The sequence below is a fragment of the Metabacillus niabensis genome, from assembly GCF_020524345.1.
GTDB classification, from domain to species: domain Bacteria; phylum Bacillota; class Bacilli; order Bacillales; family Bacillaceae; genus Metabacillus; species Metabacillus niabensis_B.
In genome coordinates this window covers 61,309-81,558 of record NZ_JAIVLH010000009.1, presented here as the reverse complement: position 1 = coordinate 81,558, position 20,250 = coordinate 61,309, and the positions used below count along the sequence as shown (strand labels likewise).

Here is a 20,250-nt window from a genome sequence, read left to right as displayed (position 1 = left end):
TATTCCTTAAAAAAAGTGAGCGTTATTCCGCTCACCTATTGTTGCTGTTCCTCTTTATAGTCACATTCCATACATTGTACTTGGATGCCTTTTTTCAGTTTTTTCTCAACGAGCATTTTACTACATTTTGGACAATTTCTTGCAATTGGTTTATCCCATGAGAGAAACTCGCATTCAGGGTATTGATTACACCCATAAAATATTCTGCGTTTTTTTGATTTTCTCTCAACAATCGTACCTTCCTCACAGTTCGGGCATTTTACCCCAATTTCTTTAACGATCGGTTTTGTATTACGACAATCCGGGAAGTTTGAACAGGCCATAAATTTTCCAAATCTGCCCATTTTAAAAACCATTGGGTGACCACATTCCTCACAATCAACCCCTGCAGGCTCATCTTTTATTTCAATCTTCTCCATTTCATTTTCAGCCTTTTCAAGCCTTGGAGAAAAGTCTTTATAGAAATTATCGATGATCTTAATCCATTGAATATGTCCATCTTCAACTTCATCAAGACTGTTTTCCATATTAGCAGTGAATTCAACATTGATAATTTCAGGGAAAAACTCTCTAATCAACTCCAACACAATTTCGCCTAATTCAGTTGGAATAAACCTCTTATTATCTAAAGTTACATACCCTCTTTTTTGAATTGTATCAAGTGTAGGTGCGTATGTTGATGGTCTCCCTATCCCAAGCTCTTCTAACGTTTTAACAAGTCTTGCTTCAGTATATCGAGGCGGTGGCTGAGTAAAATGCTGGGAAGGTTCAATATCTTTAGAATAAATTTCATCCCCTTCCTTTAAGTCCGGAAGTAGTCGATCCTTTTCCTCTTTTTGATCATCCGTTCCCTCTACATACACTTTCATAAATCCAGAAAATTTAATTTTTGATCCATTCGCTCGAAACAATACTCCATTGTTAACTAAATCAACACTCATTGTATCGAGTATCGCTGGAGCCATTTGACTGGAAACAAACCGTTCCCAGATTAATTTGTACAATCTTAATTGATCCCTACTTAAAAATTCTTTTATGCTGGCAGGATCGCGTAAGGTTGAGGTTGGACGGATCGCTTCATGAGCATCTTGTGCATTCGTGTTCTTTTTAGCAGACTTAGTTGCAGTACCTAAAAACTCTTGACCATATTTATCTGTAATATAATGTGATGCTTCAGACTGTGCTGTTTCGGAAATTCTTGTTGAGTCGGTTCTCATATAGGTAATTAAGCCAACTGTTCCTTCTTTTCCTAAATCAATACCCTCATAAAGTTGCTGAGCAATCATCATTGTTTTCTTTGCTCTGAAGTTTAATTTCCGGGCTGCCTCTTGTTGTAAAGTAGATGTTGTAAACGGAACTGCAGGGTTTCGTTTCCGTTCTTTTTTTGTTACTTTTTCAACTGTAAATTTGTTCTCTTTTATAATTTCCAGAACTTCTTTTACTTCTGATTCTGTTTTTAATGCTTTTTTCTCGCCATTTATTCCGTAAAAAGATGCTTCAAATTCTTTTTGCCCTTTTAAAAATTGACCTTCAATAGACCAGTATTCTTCAGGTACAAATGCTTTGATTTCGTTTTCCCTATCAATAATCAGTCTTACTGCTACTGATTGTACACGACCAGCACTTAAACCTTTTTTAACTTTTTTCCATAAAATAGGGCTTATCTTGTACCCAACCAACCGATCAAGAACACGTCTTGCTTGTTGTGCATCTACTAAATCCATATTTATAGATCTGGGATGCTTAAAGGATTCTTTAATAGCGTCCTTGGTAATTTCATTAAACACAACACGACAATCAGAATTAATGTCTACATCAAGACTATGAGCTAAATGCCACGCAATCGCTTCCCCTTCGCGATCCGGGTCAGCCGCTAAATAGACTTTCTTCGCTTTTTTTGCTGCTGTCTTTAATTCTTTTAGTACAGAGCCTTTTCCTCTGATTGTAATATATTTCGGCTCAAAATTATGTTCAACATCTACGCCAATTTGACTCTTTGGCAGATCTCGAACATGTCCCATTGAGGCCTTTACTTTATACTTTTTCCCTAAATAACGCTCAATCGTTTTTGCCTTCGCAGGTGATTCTACAATCACTAAATAATCCGACATGCCTAGTATCCTCCTTAAGAGGTATTCTCTCTTTAGTATTTCTTTTTCTCATTTTTTAAGTTTTTAACTGTTATATAAATAAACGAAGCATATTCAATACGTGAGTAAAAATTTTATTTTTGCTCTCACTGAATGCACAGAGCATTTTAAAATGCTAATCCTATACTGAAATCTCCACTATTATTAAATATTCCTATAAGGTTTGTCAAACATATTAGAAATAAATTACCCTAATCATATACCAATTCTTTAAGAAAAAACATGAATATTTTAACTAAATTAACATTTTTTTCGTACCTTTGTTTCATTTTCTAGCACCTTTATCCCTGGAAATTCTTCTATAATATGTGAAACATCCTGTACAAGCTTTGCACCGTTTTGGATTAATTCATTTGTACCACCACAGTATTCATCAAAAATAGAACCTGGAACAGCGAATACTTCACGATTTTGTTCAAGTGCCTGTTGGGCTGTAATAAGTGACCCGCTTTTTTTCTGAGCTTGTATAATAATCGTGCCCTTGGAAAGACCACTAATCAATCTATTTCTCATTGGAAAATGCCATTTTTGAGGTGAAGTAGATGGAGGATGTTCTGAAAGAATGAGATGTGAGGTCATGATCTGTTCTGCCAGAGGCTGATTTTGTTTAGGGTATAAATGATAAAAACCTCCAGCTATTACAGCAATGGTTTTACCTTTTTGATTAATAGAAAGTGTATGTGCCAATGCATCGATTCCTTTTGCCAGTCCACTTACAATTACCCAATTATTCACAATCAATGGTTTTATTATATATTCCAGTGCAAATCTACCGTATTGACTAGGGTTCCTTGTACCTACAACGCCAATGCTTTGTGCTGAATGAGATAGTTCTATATCACCTTTGTAAAACAGAAATGGTGGCGGATCAGAAATCTCTTTTAATAAAGGTGGGTATGCCCGGTCATATAGAGAGAGAAACATGATATTATCTTTTTTATATTGTTTTTCGAGGGCTAAGAATGACAGAGAATGATATTCTTTTTTTATAGATTGAATTTTTTCTTTTTTTAACTGAAAGTAAGATTCCCATTCATGATCTTTCAAATGAAAAAAGAGCTTGAGCGTAGGGTCTACACTCATAATTTTACGAAGTAACTGCTGACTTACTCCCTTACAATGAGCTAATAAAAACAATTCTTTATTCATATTTCCCTCCAATTTTGCATGACAAATAGGAACAGGTAAAAAACCTGTTCCTACTATTAAATTTATTAATGCGTTTTACATTTTTCAAGTAAACCTTGCTCTTTTAATACTGAAATAAGCGTTTCTCCCATAACAGATGGAGTATCAGCCACTTTAATTCCACAAGCATTCATCGTTTTAATTTTTTCTTCAGCAGTACCTTTACCACCTGAAATGATTGCACCTGCGTGACCCATGCGTTTTCCTGGAGGTGCTGTTTGACCACCAATGAAACCTACAACAGGTTTTGTCATATTCGCTTTTACCCATTCTGCCGCTTCTTCTTCCGCTGTACCACCAATTTCTCCAATCATAATGACAGCGTATGTGTCTTCATCTTCATTGAAGGCTTTAAGGACATCAATAAAGTTTGTACCGTTAACAGGGTCCCCACCGATTCCTACAGCAGTTGATTGACCAATACCAGCTTGTGATAATTGATGAACTGCTTCATACGTTAAAGTACCGGAGCGAGATACAACGCCAACATGTCCTTTTTTATGAATATATCCAGGCATAATACCAATTTTGCACTCTTCAGGAGTAATAACCCCCGGACAGTTTGGACCTACCAGGCGAGTTTTCTTTCCTTCCATGTAGCGCTTCACTTTTACCATATCCATTACAGGAATATGCTCTGTAATACAAATGACCAAATCTAATTCTGCATCTACACCTTCCATAATCGCATCTGCAGCGAATGGAGCAGGCACGTAGATAACAGATGCATTTGCACCAGTCGTTTGTACTGCTTCTTGAACAGTATTAAATACAGGCACACCTTCTACCTCTGTACCACCTTTACCAGGTGTTACTCCTCCAACAATATTTGTTCCATACTCCAGCATTTGCTTTGTATGGAATAACGCTGTTGATCCAGTTATACCTTGTACAATAACTTTTGTATCTTTATTAATAAATACACTCATGTTTGTCCCCTGCCTTTCTTACTTCACTAATGAAACGATTTTTTGTGCGCCGTCAGCCATAGACTCTGCAGAAGTAATATTTAAACCGGATTCATCTAAAATTTTCTTACCTAATTCAACGTTTGTACCTTCAAGACGTACAACAAGAGGAATTTCTAAGCCAACTTGTTTAGTCGCTTCTACTACACCTTCAGCTATTACATCACATTTCATGATTCCACCAAAGATGTTTACGAAAATTCCTTTTACATTTTGATCAGAAAGAATAATTTTGAAAGCTTCAGTTACTTTTTCTGCAGTTGCACCGCCCCCAACATCCAGGAAGTTTGCAGGTTCGCCGCCATAGTACTTAATAATATCCATTGTTGACATAGCAAGACCGGCACCGTTTACCATACAGCCAATATTACCGTCTAAAGAAATATAACTTAAGTCATATTTAGAAGCTTCAATTTCCTTTGGATCTTCTTCTTCAAGATCACGATATTCTACGATATCTTTATGTCGATATAATGCATTTGAATCAAAATTCAATTTTGCATCTAGTGCCATAACCTTTCCATCACCAGTTATAACTAAAGGATTAATCTCTGCGATGGAACAATCTTTTTCAACAAATACTTGATATAGCCCCATCATAAACTTAACAGCTTGGCCAACTAATTCTTTAGGAATATTAATGTTGAATGCAATTCTTCTAGCTTGATAGCCTTGTAGACCTACAGCAGGATCAATAACCTCTTTAAAGATCTTCTCCGGTGTTTGTTCAGCTACTTCCTCAATCTCTGTTCCACCTTCTTCAGAAGCCATTAAAACGACACGAGAAGTAGCTCGGTCCAATACAAGACCTACGTAATATTCTTTTTTAATATCACAACCTTCTTCAATAAGGAGACGTTTTACTTCCTTACCTTCAGGACCTGTTTGATGTGTAACAAGTGTTTTTCCTAAAATTTCTTCTGCATATGTACGTGCTTCGTCAAGGTTTTTTGCAACTTTTACCCCGCCTGCTTTACCGCGTCCACCTGCATGGATTTGCGCTTTTACCACTACTACATCTGTTCCAAGTTCTTTTGCAGCTTCAACTGCTTCATCTACAGAAAAAGCAACTCGTCCATTTGGTACAGAAACTCCGTATTTGCGAAGGAGTTCTTTTCCTTGGTACTCATGGATATTCATTTGCCATCCTCCTAACCAATTTGCATAAAAATTAGACTGCGCTTTCATTTTATATAATAGTTCGAACCTTGTCTACAATTACACACAAAATAGTAAAATTCAAGTTAATTTTTATTTTTTTAGTATAAAAGAAAATATACATTTCACAGACTTTTTACCCAGATAAAACAAAAAACCTATAAGTATGAGAGAATCAGCGAGTCACTATCATACTATAGGTCTATTAGAGATATTACTCATTCTTCGCTTTTATTTCTTTCTCTACGTTATACACAAAAGCAAATATTTCCGCCACAGCCGCATATAATTCTTCTGGAATTTGCTGGTGTATCTCAAGTTTTGATAAAAGCTCTACAAGGGCCTTATCCTCATGTACGTGAATATCTTTATTTTTGGCTTTCTCAAGTATTTGTTCTGCAACAAATCCACTACCTTTTGCAATTACCTTTGGTGCCTGCTCATTTTCTTTGTCATATCTTAATGCAATGGCCTTTTTTACAGAATCTTTATTCATCATATTTTCACATCAACTCCTGTATAAGGACCGAAACCACTCGTTATGCTTACTTGCTCTTTATGATGAGGTTGGTTTGCTGCTGTATCAAATGATTTAACATGGATAGCAGATAATTTATAGTCCATTTCATTTAAGAGTTCTTTTAGTCCTACAGAGTGATTGGAAATTATAGGTTTTATATTTTCAAAATTGTTGGTAATGCTAATTGTGATCACTCTATTTTGTATTTGTACATCAACCATCAATTCTTTAAGAGTCGGTAGTTGTAAATAAAAAAGAATACGGCAAAATGATGGGTCAATTTTCCCGTTTTCTTGTTTTTTACCGTGCCATTGTATGGTTAAATCAGAATTACTTAATGGAAACAAAGGTATCTGTGTGATCATCTGTGTTGTGGGACCTAAATCTTGTTGAAGTAATGTTTGACCGTTCAATCGTTGGATAAGTGAATCAATCTGATCTTTGGCCTTTGCAAGTCCTTCACCTTCTTTACTAACAACCAATAGCCTCTCCCTTAGTGCTTGTATCTCATTTGAAATATCTTTTATTGTCAAGCGATTCTCTCCCCCTATCTCAAATTGCTTTACTGAGAGGAGGTCATCCGATTGTTGCATGAGGTTAATTAATGATTGTTGCAATTGTCTAACTATATTTGATGGCTGATCCAATCCTTGCAATGAATGAAATAAAGTGCCTATTTGGTTTGCTAATGAGACATTGGATTGTGTTTGCATGAGGGACTTTATCACATTTTCTGTTAGTGGATATTCTTGTTTAATTGCAAATTTTGCTGCTTCTATAAAAGCTGATACATCTTTTTTTGGTGTATTTTTCAGTATTTCTATAGTATCTATCAGTTGCTCCTTGGTGAATGGAATGTGATCTTTTGCTAATTCACCAGTTAATAATATATTTTCTTTGGATGTCTTTTGCTGAAACATTGTAAGCAAATCTTTTGCGACTGACTGGTTTGTCGAATGATCTACTTGCTTAATAATTTTTAATTGTAACCCCTGTTGTTCAGATCTTTTCACACGGAACCAGTACCGGTCTAGGGAATTTAGTGAAGCCTCTAGCTGGGCAACTAACTTAGATTGGCCTATTTGAATTAAGGCCTTTTGATCAGGAAAGAGTTTAAGTACTTGCCCTTGAACTACTTGATTATTGGTTAATGTCAACTTATTTGTTGATCTATTCATTTGTGAAATAGAATCATTAAGAAATCCTTTGATTGCTGAAAATTGAATCATTTTACTTTCTCTCCTTAAATCAAGGATTTTGAAGTTCTTTAATTGGTGCGAAGCTCTTTCGATGGTGCTCAGTAACTCCATGTATATTTAAAGCTTCTAAATGTTGTTTTGTTCCATAGCCCATATGTTGATCAAATCCATACTCGGGGTATTGATTTGCAATGTCTCCCATTATTCGATCTCGAGTAACTTTTGCAATGACTGAACTTGCTGCAATTGAAATACTTTGAGAATCACCTTTTATAATTGATGTTTGTGGAATCTGTACATTAAGTTTCATAGCATCTAAAAGTAAATACGTCGGTGTTTTCGAAAGATTTTCAATTGCCTTTGACATAGCTACCTTCGTTGCTTCATAAATATTAATTTCATCAATAATAGATGGAGAAACAATTCCAACCCCTATTGCTTCAGCCTGTTCATGAATCACGTCATAAAAGCGTTCCCTCATCAATGCTGTGAGTTTTTTAGAATCTGTTAATCCAGGAATATAGCAATCCTCTTTTAAGATCACAGCAGCTGCTACAACCGGGCCTGCCAACGGTCCTCGCCCAACCTCATCAATACCTGCAATTAGATGAAATCCATTCTTTTTAGCTTCTCTCTCAAATCGTAGCATGCTATAAAACTGACTTTGTAAATTTTTCTGCTGCTCATATTGTTTGTACCACTTTTCAACTAATTGCTGCACTCCTTTTCTATGATCAGCCTGACACTCGATTAGAAATGGATCAGCTTTATTTGTTATAGAAGAAAGCTTTTGTTTAATTTCATTTGTTGTTAATTGCATTTATGGTTTCTCCTTATTTCAGCATATTATTGTTTTTGGATATGTACCATTTAGATTATATATCTACTATATCGGCATATAAGATAATAAATAAAGACCCGCATCTTATCAGCGAGTCAATTAAGTATTAATCTTTTTTAAAATCTGCAGGTGTTTCAAAAGATAACCTTCCTAATTTATCTGTTCGAATTTCTCTTAAAATGAGCTCAGACGTTTTATCATAGTCAATATAGCCACCTGACATCATACAACCACGCTTTTTACCTATTTCATCGAAAAGTGAAACAATTTCATCAGAAAGATCTTCTAAATGAAACCGTTCAATCAGTCTATTTGGATAATGTTCTTTTAAAAATGTTAAAGCAAATACAGTTATGTCCTGCAAGTTCAAAATAGCATCTTTTATTGCGCCTGTAGTTGCAAGCTTTTGACCTACAAGCTGATCTTCAAATTTAGGCCATAATATTCCGGGTGTATCCAAGAGCTCAAGCTCGTTCCCTACCTTTACCCATTGTTGGGCAGTTGTGACACCAGGTCGATCTCCAGTTTTTGCTATATTTTTCTTTGCAAGTCTGTTAATCAATGTTGATTTACCTACATTAGGAATCCCAATGATTAAAGCACGTATAGCACGAGGTTTAATTCCCTTTGCAGCCATTTTATCAAATTTTTCCTTTAATAGAAGTTTTGATAATGAGGTAATTTGTTTTAATCCTGTACCGGATTGAGCGTCAATTGCAATTGAAGGAATATCCTGTTCTTTGAAATATTCAATCCACTGTTTTGTAATTGCTTCATCCGCCTTATCAGCTTTATTCAATAACACAATCCTTGGTTTGGATGAAACAATATCATCAATCATTGGATTTCTAGATGACATTGGAATTCTTGCATCAACAAGCTCAAAGACTATATCAATCAATTTAAGCTTTTCGGTAACTTGTCTTCTTGCTTTAGCCATATGTCCTGGAAACCATTGTATTGTCATAATTACACCTTCTTTTTTCTTACTTGACGAGACGAATTTGTGAGAATGGCCAATAGACTAAACTCGTTTTCCCCATTACCTCTTCAATTGGTATTGTTCCTATATGTCTACTATCTTTACTTTGCCGTCTATTATCACCCATAACAAACAGATGGCCTTGAGGTACCGTAGATTCCCCTGTAATACCTTCTAAATCAAAAGGCTCTGTTAAAGGACCATCTATGAGTTCAGTTTTATATTCATCAAGATACGGTTCTTCATACTTTTCACCATTTATATACAGCGTATCATTTTTGTATTCAACATGATCGCCTGGTAAACCAATTACTCGTTTAATATAATCCTTATCAACCGTAGCATGGAAAACAACAATATCAAAACGTTCAGGATCACCTATTTTATATGAAAACTTATTCACAATCATCCTATCTTGTGTATGTAGTGTTGGCATCATTGAATATCCATCAACTACAATAGGTGCAAAAAAGAAAGATCTTATGATTGCCGCTAAGATGACAGCGATAACTAAAGCTTTTATCCACTCTAGAACTTCATTTCTCTTTTTTGTCATATCTTCACCTGCTTCTAGCAATCATTATGTCCACTGTTTGTTTCTTGATATACGCGTATTATTATTTGGCTTTAATTTTTATTATTTATATGTAACAGTTTTTTTATTTTAAAATAGGTATGGAATGACAATATTATTGAAAAAGGAGCTTGTTAAGCAACAAGCTCCTTTTCAACTATACGGACAGTATAACTGAACCATATATGTTAGGCTTAGGGTAAACTAAGCTGTCTTATCGAATTTCTTTAATACGCGCAGCTTTACCACGTAGTTGACGTAGGTAGTAAAGTTTAGCACGGCGAACTTTACCGCGACGGATAACTTCTAACTTCGCGATCTTTGGTGTGTGTACAGGGAAAGTACGTTCAACACCTACACCGTAAGAAATCTTACGTACTGTAAATGTTTCGCTAATTCCACCACCACGACGCTTAATCACAACACCTTCAAATACCTGAATACGTTCACGAGTACCCTCGACGATACTTACGTGTACACGTACAGTGTCACCAGGACGGAATGCAGGTAAATCAGTTTTTAGTTGTTCTTTTGTGATTTCTTCAATTAGTTTTTGCATCGTTTTCAACTCCTTCCAACAGATGCTCATTCCAATATTTATTGATTGCAGCGGAACATCGTTTTAAAAGACTTGCATATAATACATCAGCAAGTCACGAGATTTATCATACCATATCACTACATTGGGTGCAATAGCTAGTTTTCATTTTGCCATTTTTTAATGATGGCTTTTTGTTTTTCTGTTAGCGGGTATTTTTCCAATAGGTCCGGACGACGTTCAAAGGTTCTTTTCAGAGATTGCTCCTCACGCCACTCAGCGATTAATTTGTGATTTCCTGATAAAAGTACTTCCGGCACTTTAAGCCCTCTAAAATCAGCCGGCCTTGTGTAATGCGGGTGCTCTAGTAAGCCGGAACTATAAGAATCTAAAATAGGAGAGTCCTCGTTTCCCAGAACACCGGGAAGGAGCCGGACAACACTATCTGTTATGACCATTGATGCGAGCTCTCCTCCCGTTAAAACAAAGTCACCTATAGAAATCTCATCTGTCACAAGATGCTCTCTAATCCTCTCGTCGTAGCCTTCATAATGTCCACAAACAAAAAGGAGGTGATCCTCTCTAGCTAATTGTTCTGCTTTTGCTTGTGTAAACCTTTCACCTTGAGGGCAAACCAATATTATCTTCGGCTCTGAGTTATGCTGTTTGCGTATGTCCTCTACAGCATCAAAAATAGGTTGTGGAGTTAATACCATCCCAGCTCCTCCACCATAAGGATAATCATCAACATTTTGATGTTTATTTGATGAATATTCACGAAAATTAATCACATTAAATGTAACAGCTTCTTTTTCCTGAGCTTTTCTAAGAATAGATTCATTTAATACTCCATGAAACATTTCTGGAAACAAAGTTAGAAAATCAATCTTCATTAATCAAGTAACCCTTCCATTGGTGTGATGATGATCTTCTTTTCATCAATGTTGATATCTTTTACAATTTCATCTATGTAGGGTACAAGCAAGTCTTTTCCTGCTTTTCTTTGAATAACCCAAACATCATTTGCACCTGTTGCAAGAATTTCACGTATTGTTCCGATTTCATCCCCGCTATCTGAATACATCTTACACCCTATAATTTCATGGAAGTAATATTCACCTTCTTCAAGCTCAGATAATTGAGATTCTGATACTTTTATTAAAGAACCTTTAAAGGGCTCAACATCCTGAATAGAGTGCAATCCCTCAAACGTTAATAGGTCGAAGTTTTTATGTACACGGTGAGTGTCAACAATGACTTCTATCGGATCAGTTGATCCTTCCTTGAAAATAAATAAAGTATTTCCTGGCTCATATCTTTCTTCAGCAAAGTCTGTTTTTGAAATAACTCGTACTTCTCCTCTAATACCATGTGTATTGACTATTTTGCCAACATTAAACCATTTTTCAGCCATATCTATCACCTCAGGCGTATTTGATCTACTATACCATCTTTTATAACAATGCTCTTTTCTTTCATTAGTTCATCCCAATTGTCACCTATAGTTAAATCAATTATAGCATCTACTTCTTTTTCTTTTATTTCACTTCCGATTGGCAATGTATGTACCTGCTCTAACTGAAACTCAACCAGCTTGATTTTTTCACGTCGTTTATCTATTTCTTTTAAAAATTGCGTTGAAAGCTGCTTACTTGTTTTCTCCACCTTTTTATATTCAAAATACAGTTGATCACATTCTTGTTCGATTAATTTTTTTCGCGAAGAAAATTCTTTTATTAATGATTGCTTACTAGTTTCCGTTATCATTTGTTTAACTGTCACACGGTGGAGTATCTTCATTATTGTTCCTCCCCTTTTAAAGCTTAATACCTACTAAAGCGTAAGCACTCACCAACTTTTATTAAATGTTGTAAAGTTTTACTCATACTATCACCCATAAAATTCATATAATTTCCGATAGTACAAAAAAAGGGGAGGAACCTCCTCACCCTTTTTTAGTCGTTAATCTCTAGTTGGATTCGTTTAGATGAATTAGATCCCGCTGCATAAACAACAGTTCGAATGGCTTTTGCGATCCTTCCTTGCTTACCAATCACTTTACCGATATCATCCTTATGAACAGAAAGTCGAAATATCATTTGATGTCCTTCTTCATGTTCAGTGATCTCAATCTGATCTGGCTTATCAACAAGCGGCCTCACAATTGCTTCGATTAACTCTTTCATCTCAACAGTCATTACTTGCTGTTTTTAGCGTTATGGAATTTTTCCATAATGCCTTCGTTAGAGAACAAGTTACGAACTGTATCAGATGGTTTTGCACCATTTGACATCCATTTTAGTGCTAATTCTTCATTGATTTTCACTTCTGCTGGTTGAGCAACTGGGTTGTAAGTTCCTACAACTTCAATGAAACGTCCATCACGTGGTGAACGAGAATCTGCTACTACGATACGATAAAAAGGAGATTTTTTTGCTCCCATACGTTTTAAACGAATTTTAACTGCCATTTTATAAAGCACCTCCGAAAATGTTTCAACAAGATAGTATATTATCAAATAAGTTATATGATGTAAAGGTTTTTTTCTTGTCAGTTTTAAAAAACCTCTAAAAACAGTGTGAATTACTACATTTTTGCACAAAAATCATCTTACGTTTAGTAGATTTCAAATCCAGTTCATTACATAAACGGAAATTTAAACCCACCTTTTTTCTTACCTTTTGTCATGCTTGTCATTTGCTTCATCATTTTTTTCATATCTTCAAATTGCTTTAATAAGCGGTTCACTTCTTGAACTGTCGTACCGCTACCTTTTGCAATTCGCTTTTTACGTGAAGCATTCATCATTTCAGGATTGGACTTTTCAGCCTTCGTCATTGATTTAATAATAGCCTCAACATGACTTATTTGCTTTTCATCAACCTGTAGGTTTTTTAGTCCCTTCACCTTGTTTGCACCAGGTAACATACCAATAAGATCCTCTAAAGATCCCATATTGCGAACTTGTCCTAACTGTTCAAGAAAGTCATCAAATGTAAATGATGCTGTACGCATTTTTTGTTCTAGTTCTTTTGCTTTTTCTGCATCAACATTTGTTTGAGCCTTTTCAATGAGTGTTAACACATCACCCATCCCTAAAATTCTAGATGCCATACGTTCAGGATGAAACGCTTCAAGAGCATCCAACTTTTCTCCTAGACCAACAAACTTAATTGGTGTATTCGTTACAGAGCGGATCGATAATGCAGCACCGCCACGTGTATCACCATCAAGTTTTGTTAAAACAACACCGGTTAATCCAAGCTGTTCATTGAAACTTTTAGCTACGTTAACTGCATCTTGTCCAGTCATTGCGTCCACAACAAGGAAAATTTCATCAGGCTTGGCAATTTCTTTTACCTGTTCAAGCTCTTCCATTAGATTTTCATCTATATGAAGTCGACCAGCTGTATCAATGATCACATAGTCATGATGCTCTTGCTTTGCATGCTCTAATGCTTTTGTTGCAATTTCAACTGGACTTACTTGATCTCCCAAAGAAAACACAGACATATCTAATTGTTTTCCCAGTGTTTGCAGCTGCTTAATAGCCGCAGGTCGATAAATATCTGCCGCAACAAGCAATGGATTTCGATTATGTTTCTTTCTTAAGAGATTTGCCAGCTTACCGGTAGTTGTTGTTTTACCTGCACCTTGTAAACCAACCATCATAATAACTGTCGGTGGCCGATTTGATACCGCAATCTTACTTTGCTCTCCACCCATTAATTCGGTTAGCTCATCTTTAACTACTTTAATGACCTGTTGTCCAGGAGTTAAGCTTTTCATAACTTCTTGACCAACAGCACGCTCACTTACGCGCTTAATAAAATCCTTTACGACCTTGAAGTTAACATCTGCTTCTAAAAGGGCAAGGCGCACTTCGCGCATCATTTCCTTTACATCTGCTTCAGTTACTTTTCCTTTGCCGCGAATTTTGGCCATTGTATTCTGCAGTCGGTCGGCTAATCCTTCAAATGCCATAAATGCCGCCTCCTAATCTAATTTCTCAAGTTCTTGAAGCAAGACTTCATACTGATTATGATTTGCCACTTCAGCAGAAAATTCACGCAGTTTTGTCATGATCTTCTGTCGCTCTTGAAACTTTTGAAATAATAGTAGCTTTTCCTCATATTGCTCCAACATTGCTTCAGTTCGCTTAATGTTATCGTAAACAGCTTGTCTACTAACACTGTACTCTTCCGCAATTTCACCAAGGGAGTAATCATCTAGATAGTATAAGGACATATAGCTCTTCTGCTTAGGGGTTAACAACGATTGATAAAAATCAAATAAATACGTTAACCTCGTTGTTTTTTCAAGCATCATGCCTTTTCACCCCTTTGTTAAGTGAATTACCTTTACAACATATAAGTCTACATACGAAGCATTTTCTTGTCAAGTAGTATAAAGACATCTTGTAGAAAAACTTGTCTTTCGCCATGTCCTAATAGCTAAGTCATAATTTATTATACGATCACCCCCAAAATTTTCATCCTTTCTGATCATATAAAAAAGCTAACCAAGATTAAGGTTAGCTTAATAAGATTTTATTCTTTCTCTTGTTCTTCAATAATACCTGAGAACAGACCGTACACATATTGCTCAGTATGAAACTCTTGTAAATCATCCATCTTTTCACCTAAGCCAACAAATTTCACTGGTATATCCAATTCACCTTTAATAGCCAGTACAATACCACCCTTAGCTGTACCGTCTAATTTAGTAAGAACAATGCCTGAAACATCGGTTGCTTGTGAAAATTGTTTTGCTTGTGTCATCGCGTTTTGACCTGTTGTTGCATCCAATACAAGTAATACTTCATGCGGTGCTCCAGGGATCTCACGTTCTATCACACGTTTTACCTTTTCAAGCTCCTTCATCAAGTTTACTTTGTTTTGAAGACGTCCGGCTGTATCACATAATAAAACATCTACTTGTCTAGCTTTAGCTGCTTGGACGGCATCATACATAACAGCAGCAGGGTCTGAGCCTTCCGATTGTTTGATTACATCTACGCCAACTCTTTCTCCCCATACTTCCAGTTGTTCAATCGCTCCTGCCCTAAAGGTGTCTCCAGCTGCTAAAAGAACTGAATTACCCTCACTTTTTAATTTATGGGCTAATTTTCCAATTGTAGTTGTTTTCCCAACACCATTAACACCTACGAATAAAATAACATTTAGTCTGCCTTTTTCAAGGTTTAATTTGTTAACAGGTTCGTCGTCACTGTCACCTTCATAAATATCAATAAGTTTTTCAGAGATGACAGCTTGGACATCCTTTGTATCTTGGATGTTGCGTCGCTTCACTTCCATTTTCAACTCATCAATTAAGTCCATAACAGTAGCGACACCCACATCTGCACTAATTAAAAGCTCTTCAAGTTCCTCGAAAAAATCTTCATCTACTTTTCGATATTTCGCCACTAAATCATTCATTTTACCTGCAAAAGAATCTCGGGTTTTTGTTAAGCCCTCTTTAAATTTTACAGTTACAGCATCTGTTTGTTGAGTGATTTTTTCTTTTAATTTCTTAAAAAAACTCATTCTATTGTTCGTCCTTTCGGCTAAGATTGAACTAATTCCTTTGTCTCTTCTAATCTAACTGATACAAGCTTTGAGACACCTGATTCCTGCATCGTTACTCCATATAATACATCCGCTTCTTCCATGGTTCCTTTACGATGGGTGATGACAATAAATTGAGTTTCATGACTGAACTTCTTTAAATATTGCGCAAACCGATGTACATTTGCTTCATCAAGAGCTGCCTCAACTTCATCAAGTACACAAAACGGAACAGGGCGAACTTTCAGAATCGAGAATAATAGTGCAATAGCTGTTAATGCACGTTCTCCTCCAGACAACAACCCAAGGTTTTGTAATTTTTTTCCAGGTGGTTGAGCAACAATTTCAACACCTGTGTTTAACAAATCATTGGGATCTGTTAGCTTAAGTTCCGCTCTTCCCCCACCAAAGAGTGCTTGGAATACAGCTTCAAAATGTGATCGAATCGCATTAAAGGTTTGTTCAAACCGTTTTTTCATTTCATCATCCATTTCATCAATCACTAGGTAAAGTGTGTCTTTCGCTTCTAGTAAATCATCACGTTGCTCTGTTAGGAATGTAAAACGTTCTGAAACACGTTCATATTCATCAATCGCTCCTAAGTTTACCGTTCCTAACTCATCAATTGCAAGTTTGATCAGTTTAACACGTTTTCTCGCTTCATCCACTTCAATCTCAAGTGCAAATTTTTCTTTTGCTCCTTCAAAGGATAAAAAGTATTCCTCACGTAAATGATTTAAACGATTATCGAGTTCAACGTCCAGGCGGTTTAGCTTTACCTCTTCATCTTTAAGGATTTCTTGCAATTGCTTATCCTGACGTTTTATCTCTTTTAACTCGCTTTCTTCAAACTCAAGCTTATCTTGTAACTGAAGACGTTCTTCTCTTCTGCTTGCAATTAAATCGATTGTTTTATTTTTATCTTGAAGTTTTTTTGTTGCCGCTTCTTCCAGTTTTTCTTCTCCGGAAGAGCTTGACGTCATTTCATTTGATAGAAGAGAATAATCATCAGCAGCTTCATCATGCTTTTGTTGAGCATGGTTTAGATCTTCATGAATTCTTTCTACTTTTTCTTTTTGATTTTCAAACAATTGTTGTTTTCCGGCTAGGACAACTTTTAATTCTGTCAGTTCAGCCTGAAGCTCATCTTTTGAGGTTTGCTGTGTGTTTTTCTTTTCAGACATCTCCTCAATTTTTTGATCAAGATCAACTATTTTTGTTGACACTTCTTGAAGTTTAGCCTCAAGCTCTTTTTTACGACGATCAATCCGATCCTTTTCAGAATCAAACGCTTCTCTTTCTGAGTCATATAATGTTAAATGATCATTAACATTTTTTTCATTTAATTCAATTTCACGGATATCACTTCGTATTCTTTGTTCCTCTAATCTAAGGTTTTCACCTTTTGAGCGTAAATCCTCTAATTGCCTTTCTTGTTTTACAATGGTCTCCTTCGAAGACTTTACATCAATTTCGAGTTGTTCTGTTTTCTCTTCCATTACTGTCAGCTTTTCCACAATTTGTTCAACTTCGCGTTGTCGACTTAAGAGTGAATTGTTTTTTTGTTTAACAGCTCCACCAGTCATCGAACCCCCAGGATTTACAACATCTCCTTGCAGAGTTACAAGCCGATAACGATAATTCATTAATTTTGCAATATCATTTGCACCTTTTAGATCTGAGGTAACAATGACTGTTCCTAGTAAGTTAGCGATTATTGATTTAAATCTAGGTTCATACTCCACTAGACTTGTAGCGATACCGATAAAAGCCGGGTGATTTTGAATCATATTCAAATCATGCTTGTTGATAGCACGCTCTTTAATGACTGACAGTGGGAGAAACGTAGCTCTACCATATGAATTTTGCTTTAAAAATTGTATCGCTTTTCTTGCAGCACCCTCATCTTCAACAACTACATGCTGCATAGAGCCGCTTAAGGCAATCTCAATGGCAGTTTCAAAGTCTTTTTCCGTCTTAATTAATTCTGCTACAGCACCATGAATTCCTCCGAGTTTGTCTTTGGCCTTTAGAATTTCTTTTACTCCTTGAAAAAATCCAGCATAATCTTCCTGCATTGATTCTAATACTTCTTTGCGTGACCTAGTTTGTTGTAATAATTGATAGGCCTGATATAATGCCGATTCTTTTTTTTGATACGTATTTTTAAGGTTTTCTAGTTTGGCTGATGTGTCTCGGAAATTTTTTATTTGATCGGATAATTGTTTCTCAACCCGTGCATAGTTTGTTTCAATCTTTAATTTCTTTTCTAATATTTCAGAGCGCTCTACCACATAACGTTTATTTGATTCTAGCAATCTTTCATTTTTTCTTTCTTGTTGAGTTAATTGTTCATTTAAATATTGAATCTCATTTCTTGCTGTTGCTTGCTCATTAAGGAGTTCAAAGTATTCACTTTTCAATTCTTCAATTAGCTCTTCAATATTTTGATTATATGATAATGCCATCTTTTGCTTTTCTGATAATTCTTTTTTGATCCGTTCCAATTCATTTGAATAAACGTCAAGAAGCATTTCTTGTTCTGATTTTTCATGACGTAATTGGGCTATTTGCGTTGTATAGTCGGCTATTGTTTTTTCTAATTGAGCTTTATTTTGATGGGCATTTTTCTTTCTCTCTTTTAGAACTTCTTTTCTACCTTCAAGCTTTTCTAACTCCTCACTTGCAAGTAAAAGAACCTGTTGAAGGTCATTAATTGAGTCATCTAAAGCACTCATATGATCTTTCATCTGCTCGACTGCTGCTTCTTTTTTTTGCATGGTAGCTGAAAGGGTGCCTTCTAAGTCCTTGTTTTTTTCTACAGATTTAGAGAGACTCTCATATTTTTGATGTAGTTCTTCTATTTCAAACACTGTTAAAGCAACTTCAATCTGTTCTAGTTCTTCCTTTTGTTCTAAATAATCCTTGGCAATAGATGCCTGCATTTTTAAAGGTTCGACTTGTCCTTCCAATTCATGAAGAATATCATTTACACGATTTAAATTTTCTTGAGTTTCCGCAAGTTTATATTCTGCCTTTTTCTTCCGAGTTTTATATTTTAAAACTCCTGCAGCTTCTTCAAAAATTGAACGTCTTTCTTCAGATTTACTGCTTAGGATTTCTTCTACTTTCCCTTGGCTTATGATCGAAAATGCTTCTTTTCCTAATCCTGAGTCCATAAACAAGTCAACGATGTCTTTTAATCGACAGCTTTGTTTATTAATGAAAAATTCACTTTCTCCTGAACGGTAAACACGGCGGGTTACACTTACCTCATGATAATCAATAGGAAGAAAATGGTCTTCATTATCAAGCGTAAGGGTTACTTCAGCTACATTTAAGCTTTTTCTCGAATCGCTTCCGGCAAAAATAATATCCTCCATTTTTGCTCCGCGCAAAGATTTAGCGGACTGCTCTCCAAGTACCCATCTAATACCATCGGTTATATTACTTTTTCCACTACCATTAGGTCCAACTACTGCAGTAACACCTTTGACAAAATCTACGGTGACTCTTTCAGCAAAGGACTTGAATCCAACAATATCCAAACGTTTGAGGAACATTGTGATCCTCCTTACTTATTCTTTTTTCTAATGTTTTCGTCAATTGTGTTTTACATCATCGTAATTATGACAAACTCCTCCATATTTTATCATAATTTGTCGACATAACTTAAAATTTTTTTATCGTTAAAAGTTTTAAATAGATAAACCTTAAAAAGGACAACTCCTTCAATTTCGTATGTTGTTTATCATACGATTCTAAGGTTGTCCTTTTTACTTGATCCTACTTATTTATTTGTTGCAGTTTCGATAGTGCCTCTTGGGCAGCATGCTGTTCCGCTTCTTTTTTTGACTTTCCGCTACCTGTACCATACACCTTGCCATCCAAAGAAACAGTGGAGACAAATTCACGGTTATGTGCAGGACCTTTTTCATGAAGAATTTTATATTCTAATATTCCTTTTGTATCTCTTTGAACAAATTCCTGAAGTTGACTTTTGAAATCCATTACATGCGAAAAGGCTCCTTCATCAACTTTAGGAATAACAAACTTATCCAAAAATTGAACGACAGCATCAAGACCTTGATCTAAATAAAGCGCTCCAATGAATGCCTCAAATACGTCAGCGAGTAAAGCAGGACGAGAACGCCCTCCTGTCATTTCCTCCCCTTTACCAAGTAACACCAAGCTACCAAATGAAAGAGAATTAGCAAAACCAACCAGTGAAGGCTCACACACGATCGCAGCACGTAATTTTGTTAATTCTCCTTCACTCATCATTGGATATTTCTTGTAGAGGTATTGAGAAATCGTTAATTCAAGAACAGCATCACCTAGAAACTCCAGCCTCTCATTATCTTCATATGGTTTTTTTCGATGTTCGTTAACATATGAGGAATGAGTAAATGCTTGGTACAAGAGTTTTTCATTTGCAAACGCATGTCCAATATTCACTTGGAATTTTTTAAACTCTTCCGCTTTTTTTGCAAAAGAGCGTCTCTCTTTATAATTTATATGTCTTGCCATAGCTTGGACCTCCAATTTAAATACGAAAGCAA

20 protein-coding genes are annotated in these 20,250 nt (G+C 35.8%); all 20 read right to left on the bottom strand.

Annotated features, from left to right (window positions below):
- Window positions 1-35 precede the first annotated feature (35 nt).
- Complete coding sequence (topA, locus tag LC095_RS11310; RefSeq protein ID WP_226528277.1) at window positions 36-2,111, bottom strand: type I DNA topoisomerase; 2,076 nt, start codon at window positions 2,109-2,111, stop codon at window positions 36-38.
- A gap of 279 nt (window positions 2,112-2,390) precedes the next feature.
- Window positions 2,391-3,299: a DNA-processing protein DprA gene (gene dprA / locus LC095_RS11305; RefSeq protein WP_226528276.1), complete on the bottom strand. Its 909-nt coding sequence runs from the start codon at window positions 3,297-3,299 to the stop codon at window positions 2,391-2,393.
- Between the two features lie 65 nt (window positions 3,300-3,364).
- Window positions 3,365-4,267, bottom strand: coding sequence for a succinate--CoA ligase subunit alpha (sucD, locus tag LC095_RS11300; RefSeq protein WP_226528275.1), 903 nt, complete (start codon window positions 4,265-4,267; stop codon window positions 3,365-3,367).
- 18 nt (window positions 4,268-4,285) lie between these two features.
- A complete protein-coding gene (gene sucC / locus LC095_RS11295; protein WP_026559366.1) occupies window positions 4,286-5,446 on the bottom strand; it encodes an ADP-forming succinate--CoA ligase subunit beta in 1,161 nt (386 codons plus the stop codon).
- 232 nt (window positions 5,447-5,678) lie between these two features.
- Window positions 5,679-5,963, bottom strand: coding sequence for an EscU/YscU/HrcU family type III secretion system export apparatus switch protein (locus LC095_RS11290; RefSeq protein ID WP_319005792.1), 285 nt, complete (start codon window positions 5,961-5,963; stop codon window positions 5,679-5,681).
- Window positions 5,960-7,213, bottom strand: a complete 1,254-nt coding sequence (locus LC095_RS11285) for a hypothetical protein (protein ID WP_226528274.1) — start codon at window positions 7,211-7,213, stop codon at window positions 5,960-5,962. Before LC095_RS11285 ends, LC095_RS11290 begins: the two co-directional genes overlap by 4 nt.
- Window positions 7,214-7,232: 19 nt before the next feature.
- Entirely contained in the window at window positions 7,233-8,003 is a 771-nt protein-coding gene (locus LC095_RS11280) for a ribonuclease HII (RefSeq protein WP_226528273.1), read from the bottom strand.
- Window positions 8,004-8,130: 127 nt separating this feature from the next.
- Window positions 8,131-8,991: a ribosome biogenesis GTPase YlqF gene (gene ylqF, locus LC095_RS11275; protein ID WP_226528272.1), complete on the bottom strand. Its 861-nt coding sequence runs from the start codon at window positions 8,989-8,991 to the stop codon at window positions 8,131-8,133.
- Window positions 8,992-9,010: 19 nt separating this feature from the next.
- Window positions 9,011-9,562 carry a signal peptidase I gene (gene lepB, locus LC095_RS11270; RefSeq protein WP_226528271.1) on the bottom strand — a complete coding sequence of 184 codons (552 nt, stop codon included), beginning with the start codon at window positions 9,560-9,562 and terminating at the stop codon, window positions 9,011-9,013.
- A 232-nt stretch (window positions 9,563-9,794) separates the two neighbouring features.
- Entirely contained in the window at window positions 9,795-10,139 is a 345-nt protein-coding gene (rplS, locus tag LC095_RS11265) for a 50S ribosomal protein L19 (RefSeq protein WP_072580071.1), read from the bottom strand.
- A 137-nt stretch (window positions 10,140-10,276) separates the two neighbouring features.
- Window positions 10,277-11,011 carry a tRNA (guanosine(37)-N1)-methyltransferase TrmD gene (gene trmD / locus LC095_RS11260; protein WP_226528270.1) on the bottom strand — a complete coding sequence of 245 codons (735 nt, stop codon included), beginning with the start codon at window positions 11,009-11,011 and terminating at the stop codon, window positions 10,277-10,279.
- Window positions 11,011-11,532, bottom strand: a complete 522-nt coding sequence (gene rimM / locus LC095_RS11255; protein ID WP_226528269.1) for a ribosome maturation factor RimM — start codon at window positions 11,530-11,532, stop codon at window positions 11,011-11,013. The genes trmD and rimM overlap by 1 nt, the downstream gene beginning before the upstream one ends.
- A gap of 5 nt (window positions 11,533-11,537) precedes the next feature.
- Window positions 11,538-11,918 (bottom strand): YlqD family protein, encoded by a 381-nt coding sequence (locus LC095_RS11250; RefSeq protein ID WP_226528268.1) that lies wholly within the window; start codon window positions 11,916-11,918, stop codon window positions 11,538-11,540.
- Between the two features lie 155 nt (window positions 11,919-12,073).
- The gene (locus LC095_RS11245; protein WP_216773142.1) at window positions 12,074-12,304 is read right to left on the bottom strand and encodes a KH domain-containing protein; all 231 of its coding nucleotides are present in this window, start codon (window positions 12,302-12,304) and stop codon (window positions 12,074-12,076) included.
- An 11-nt stretch (window positions 12,305-12,315) separates the two neighbouring features.
- The gene (rpsP, locus tag LC095_RS11240) at window positions 12,316-12,588 is read right to left on the bottom strand and encodes a 30S ribosomal protein S16 (protein ID WP_078434369.1); all 273 of its coding nucleotides are present in this window, start codon (window positions 12,586-12,588) and stop codon (window positions 12,316-12,318) included.
- A gap of 170 nt (window positions 12,589-12,758) precedes the next feature.
- A complete protein-coding gene (ffh, locus tag LC095_RS11235; RefSeq protein WP_226528267.1) occupies window positions 12,759-14,102 on the bottom strand; it encodes a signal recognition particle protein in 1,344 nt (447 codons plus the stop codon).
- A 12-nt stretch (window positions 14,103-14,114) separates the two neighbouring features.
- Window positions 14,115-14,447, bottom strand: a complete 333-nt coding sequence (locus LC095_RS11230) for a putative DNA-binding protein (protein ID WP_078434371.1) — start codon at window positions 14,445-14,447, stop codon at window positions 14,115-14,117.
- Between the two features lie 221 nt (window positions 14,448-14,668).
- On the bottom strand, window positions 14,669-15,667 hold the full coding sequence (gene ftsY, locus LC095_RS11225; RefSeq protein WP_226528266.1) for a signal recognition particle-docking protein FtsY: 999 nt from the start codon (window positions 15,665-15,667) through the stop codon (window positions 14,669-14,671).
- A gap of 20 nt (window positions 15,668-15,687) precedes the next feature.
- A complete protein-coding gene (smc, locus tag LC095_RS11220) occupies window positions 15,688-19,251 on the bottom strand; it encodes a chromosome segregation protein SMC (RefSeq protein ID WP_226528265.1) in 3,564 nt (1,187 codons plus the stop codon).
- Window positions 19,252-19,474: 223 nt separating this feature from the next.
- Window positions 19,475-20,218 carry a ribonuclease III gene (gene rnc, locus LC095_RS11215; protein WP_226528264.1) on the bottom strand — a complete coding sequence of 248 codons (744 nt, stop codon included), beginning with the start codon at window positions 20,216-20,218 and terminating at the stop codon, window positions 19,475-19,477.
- Window positions 20,219-20,250 lie beyond the last annotated feature (32 nt).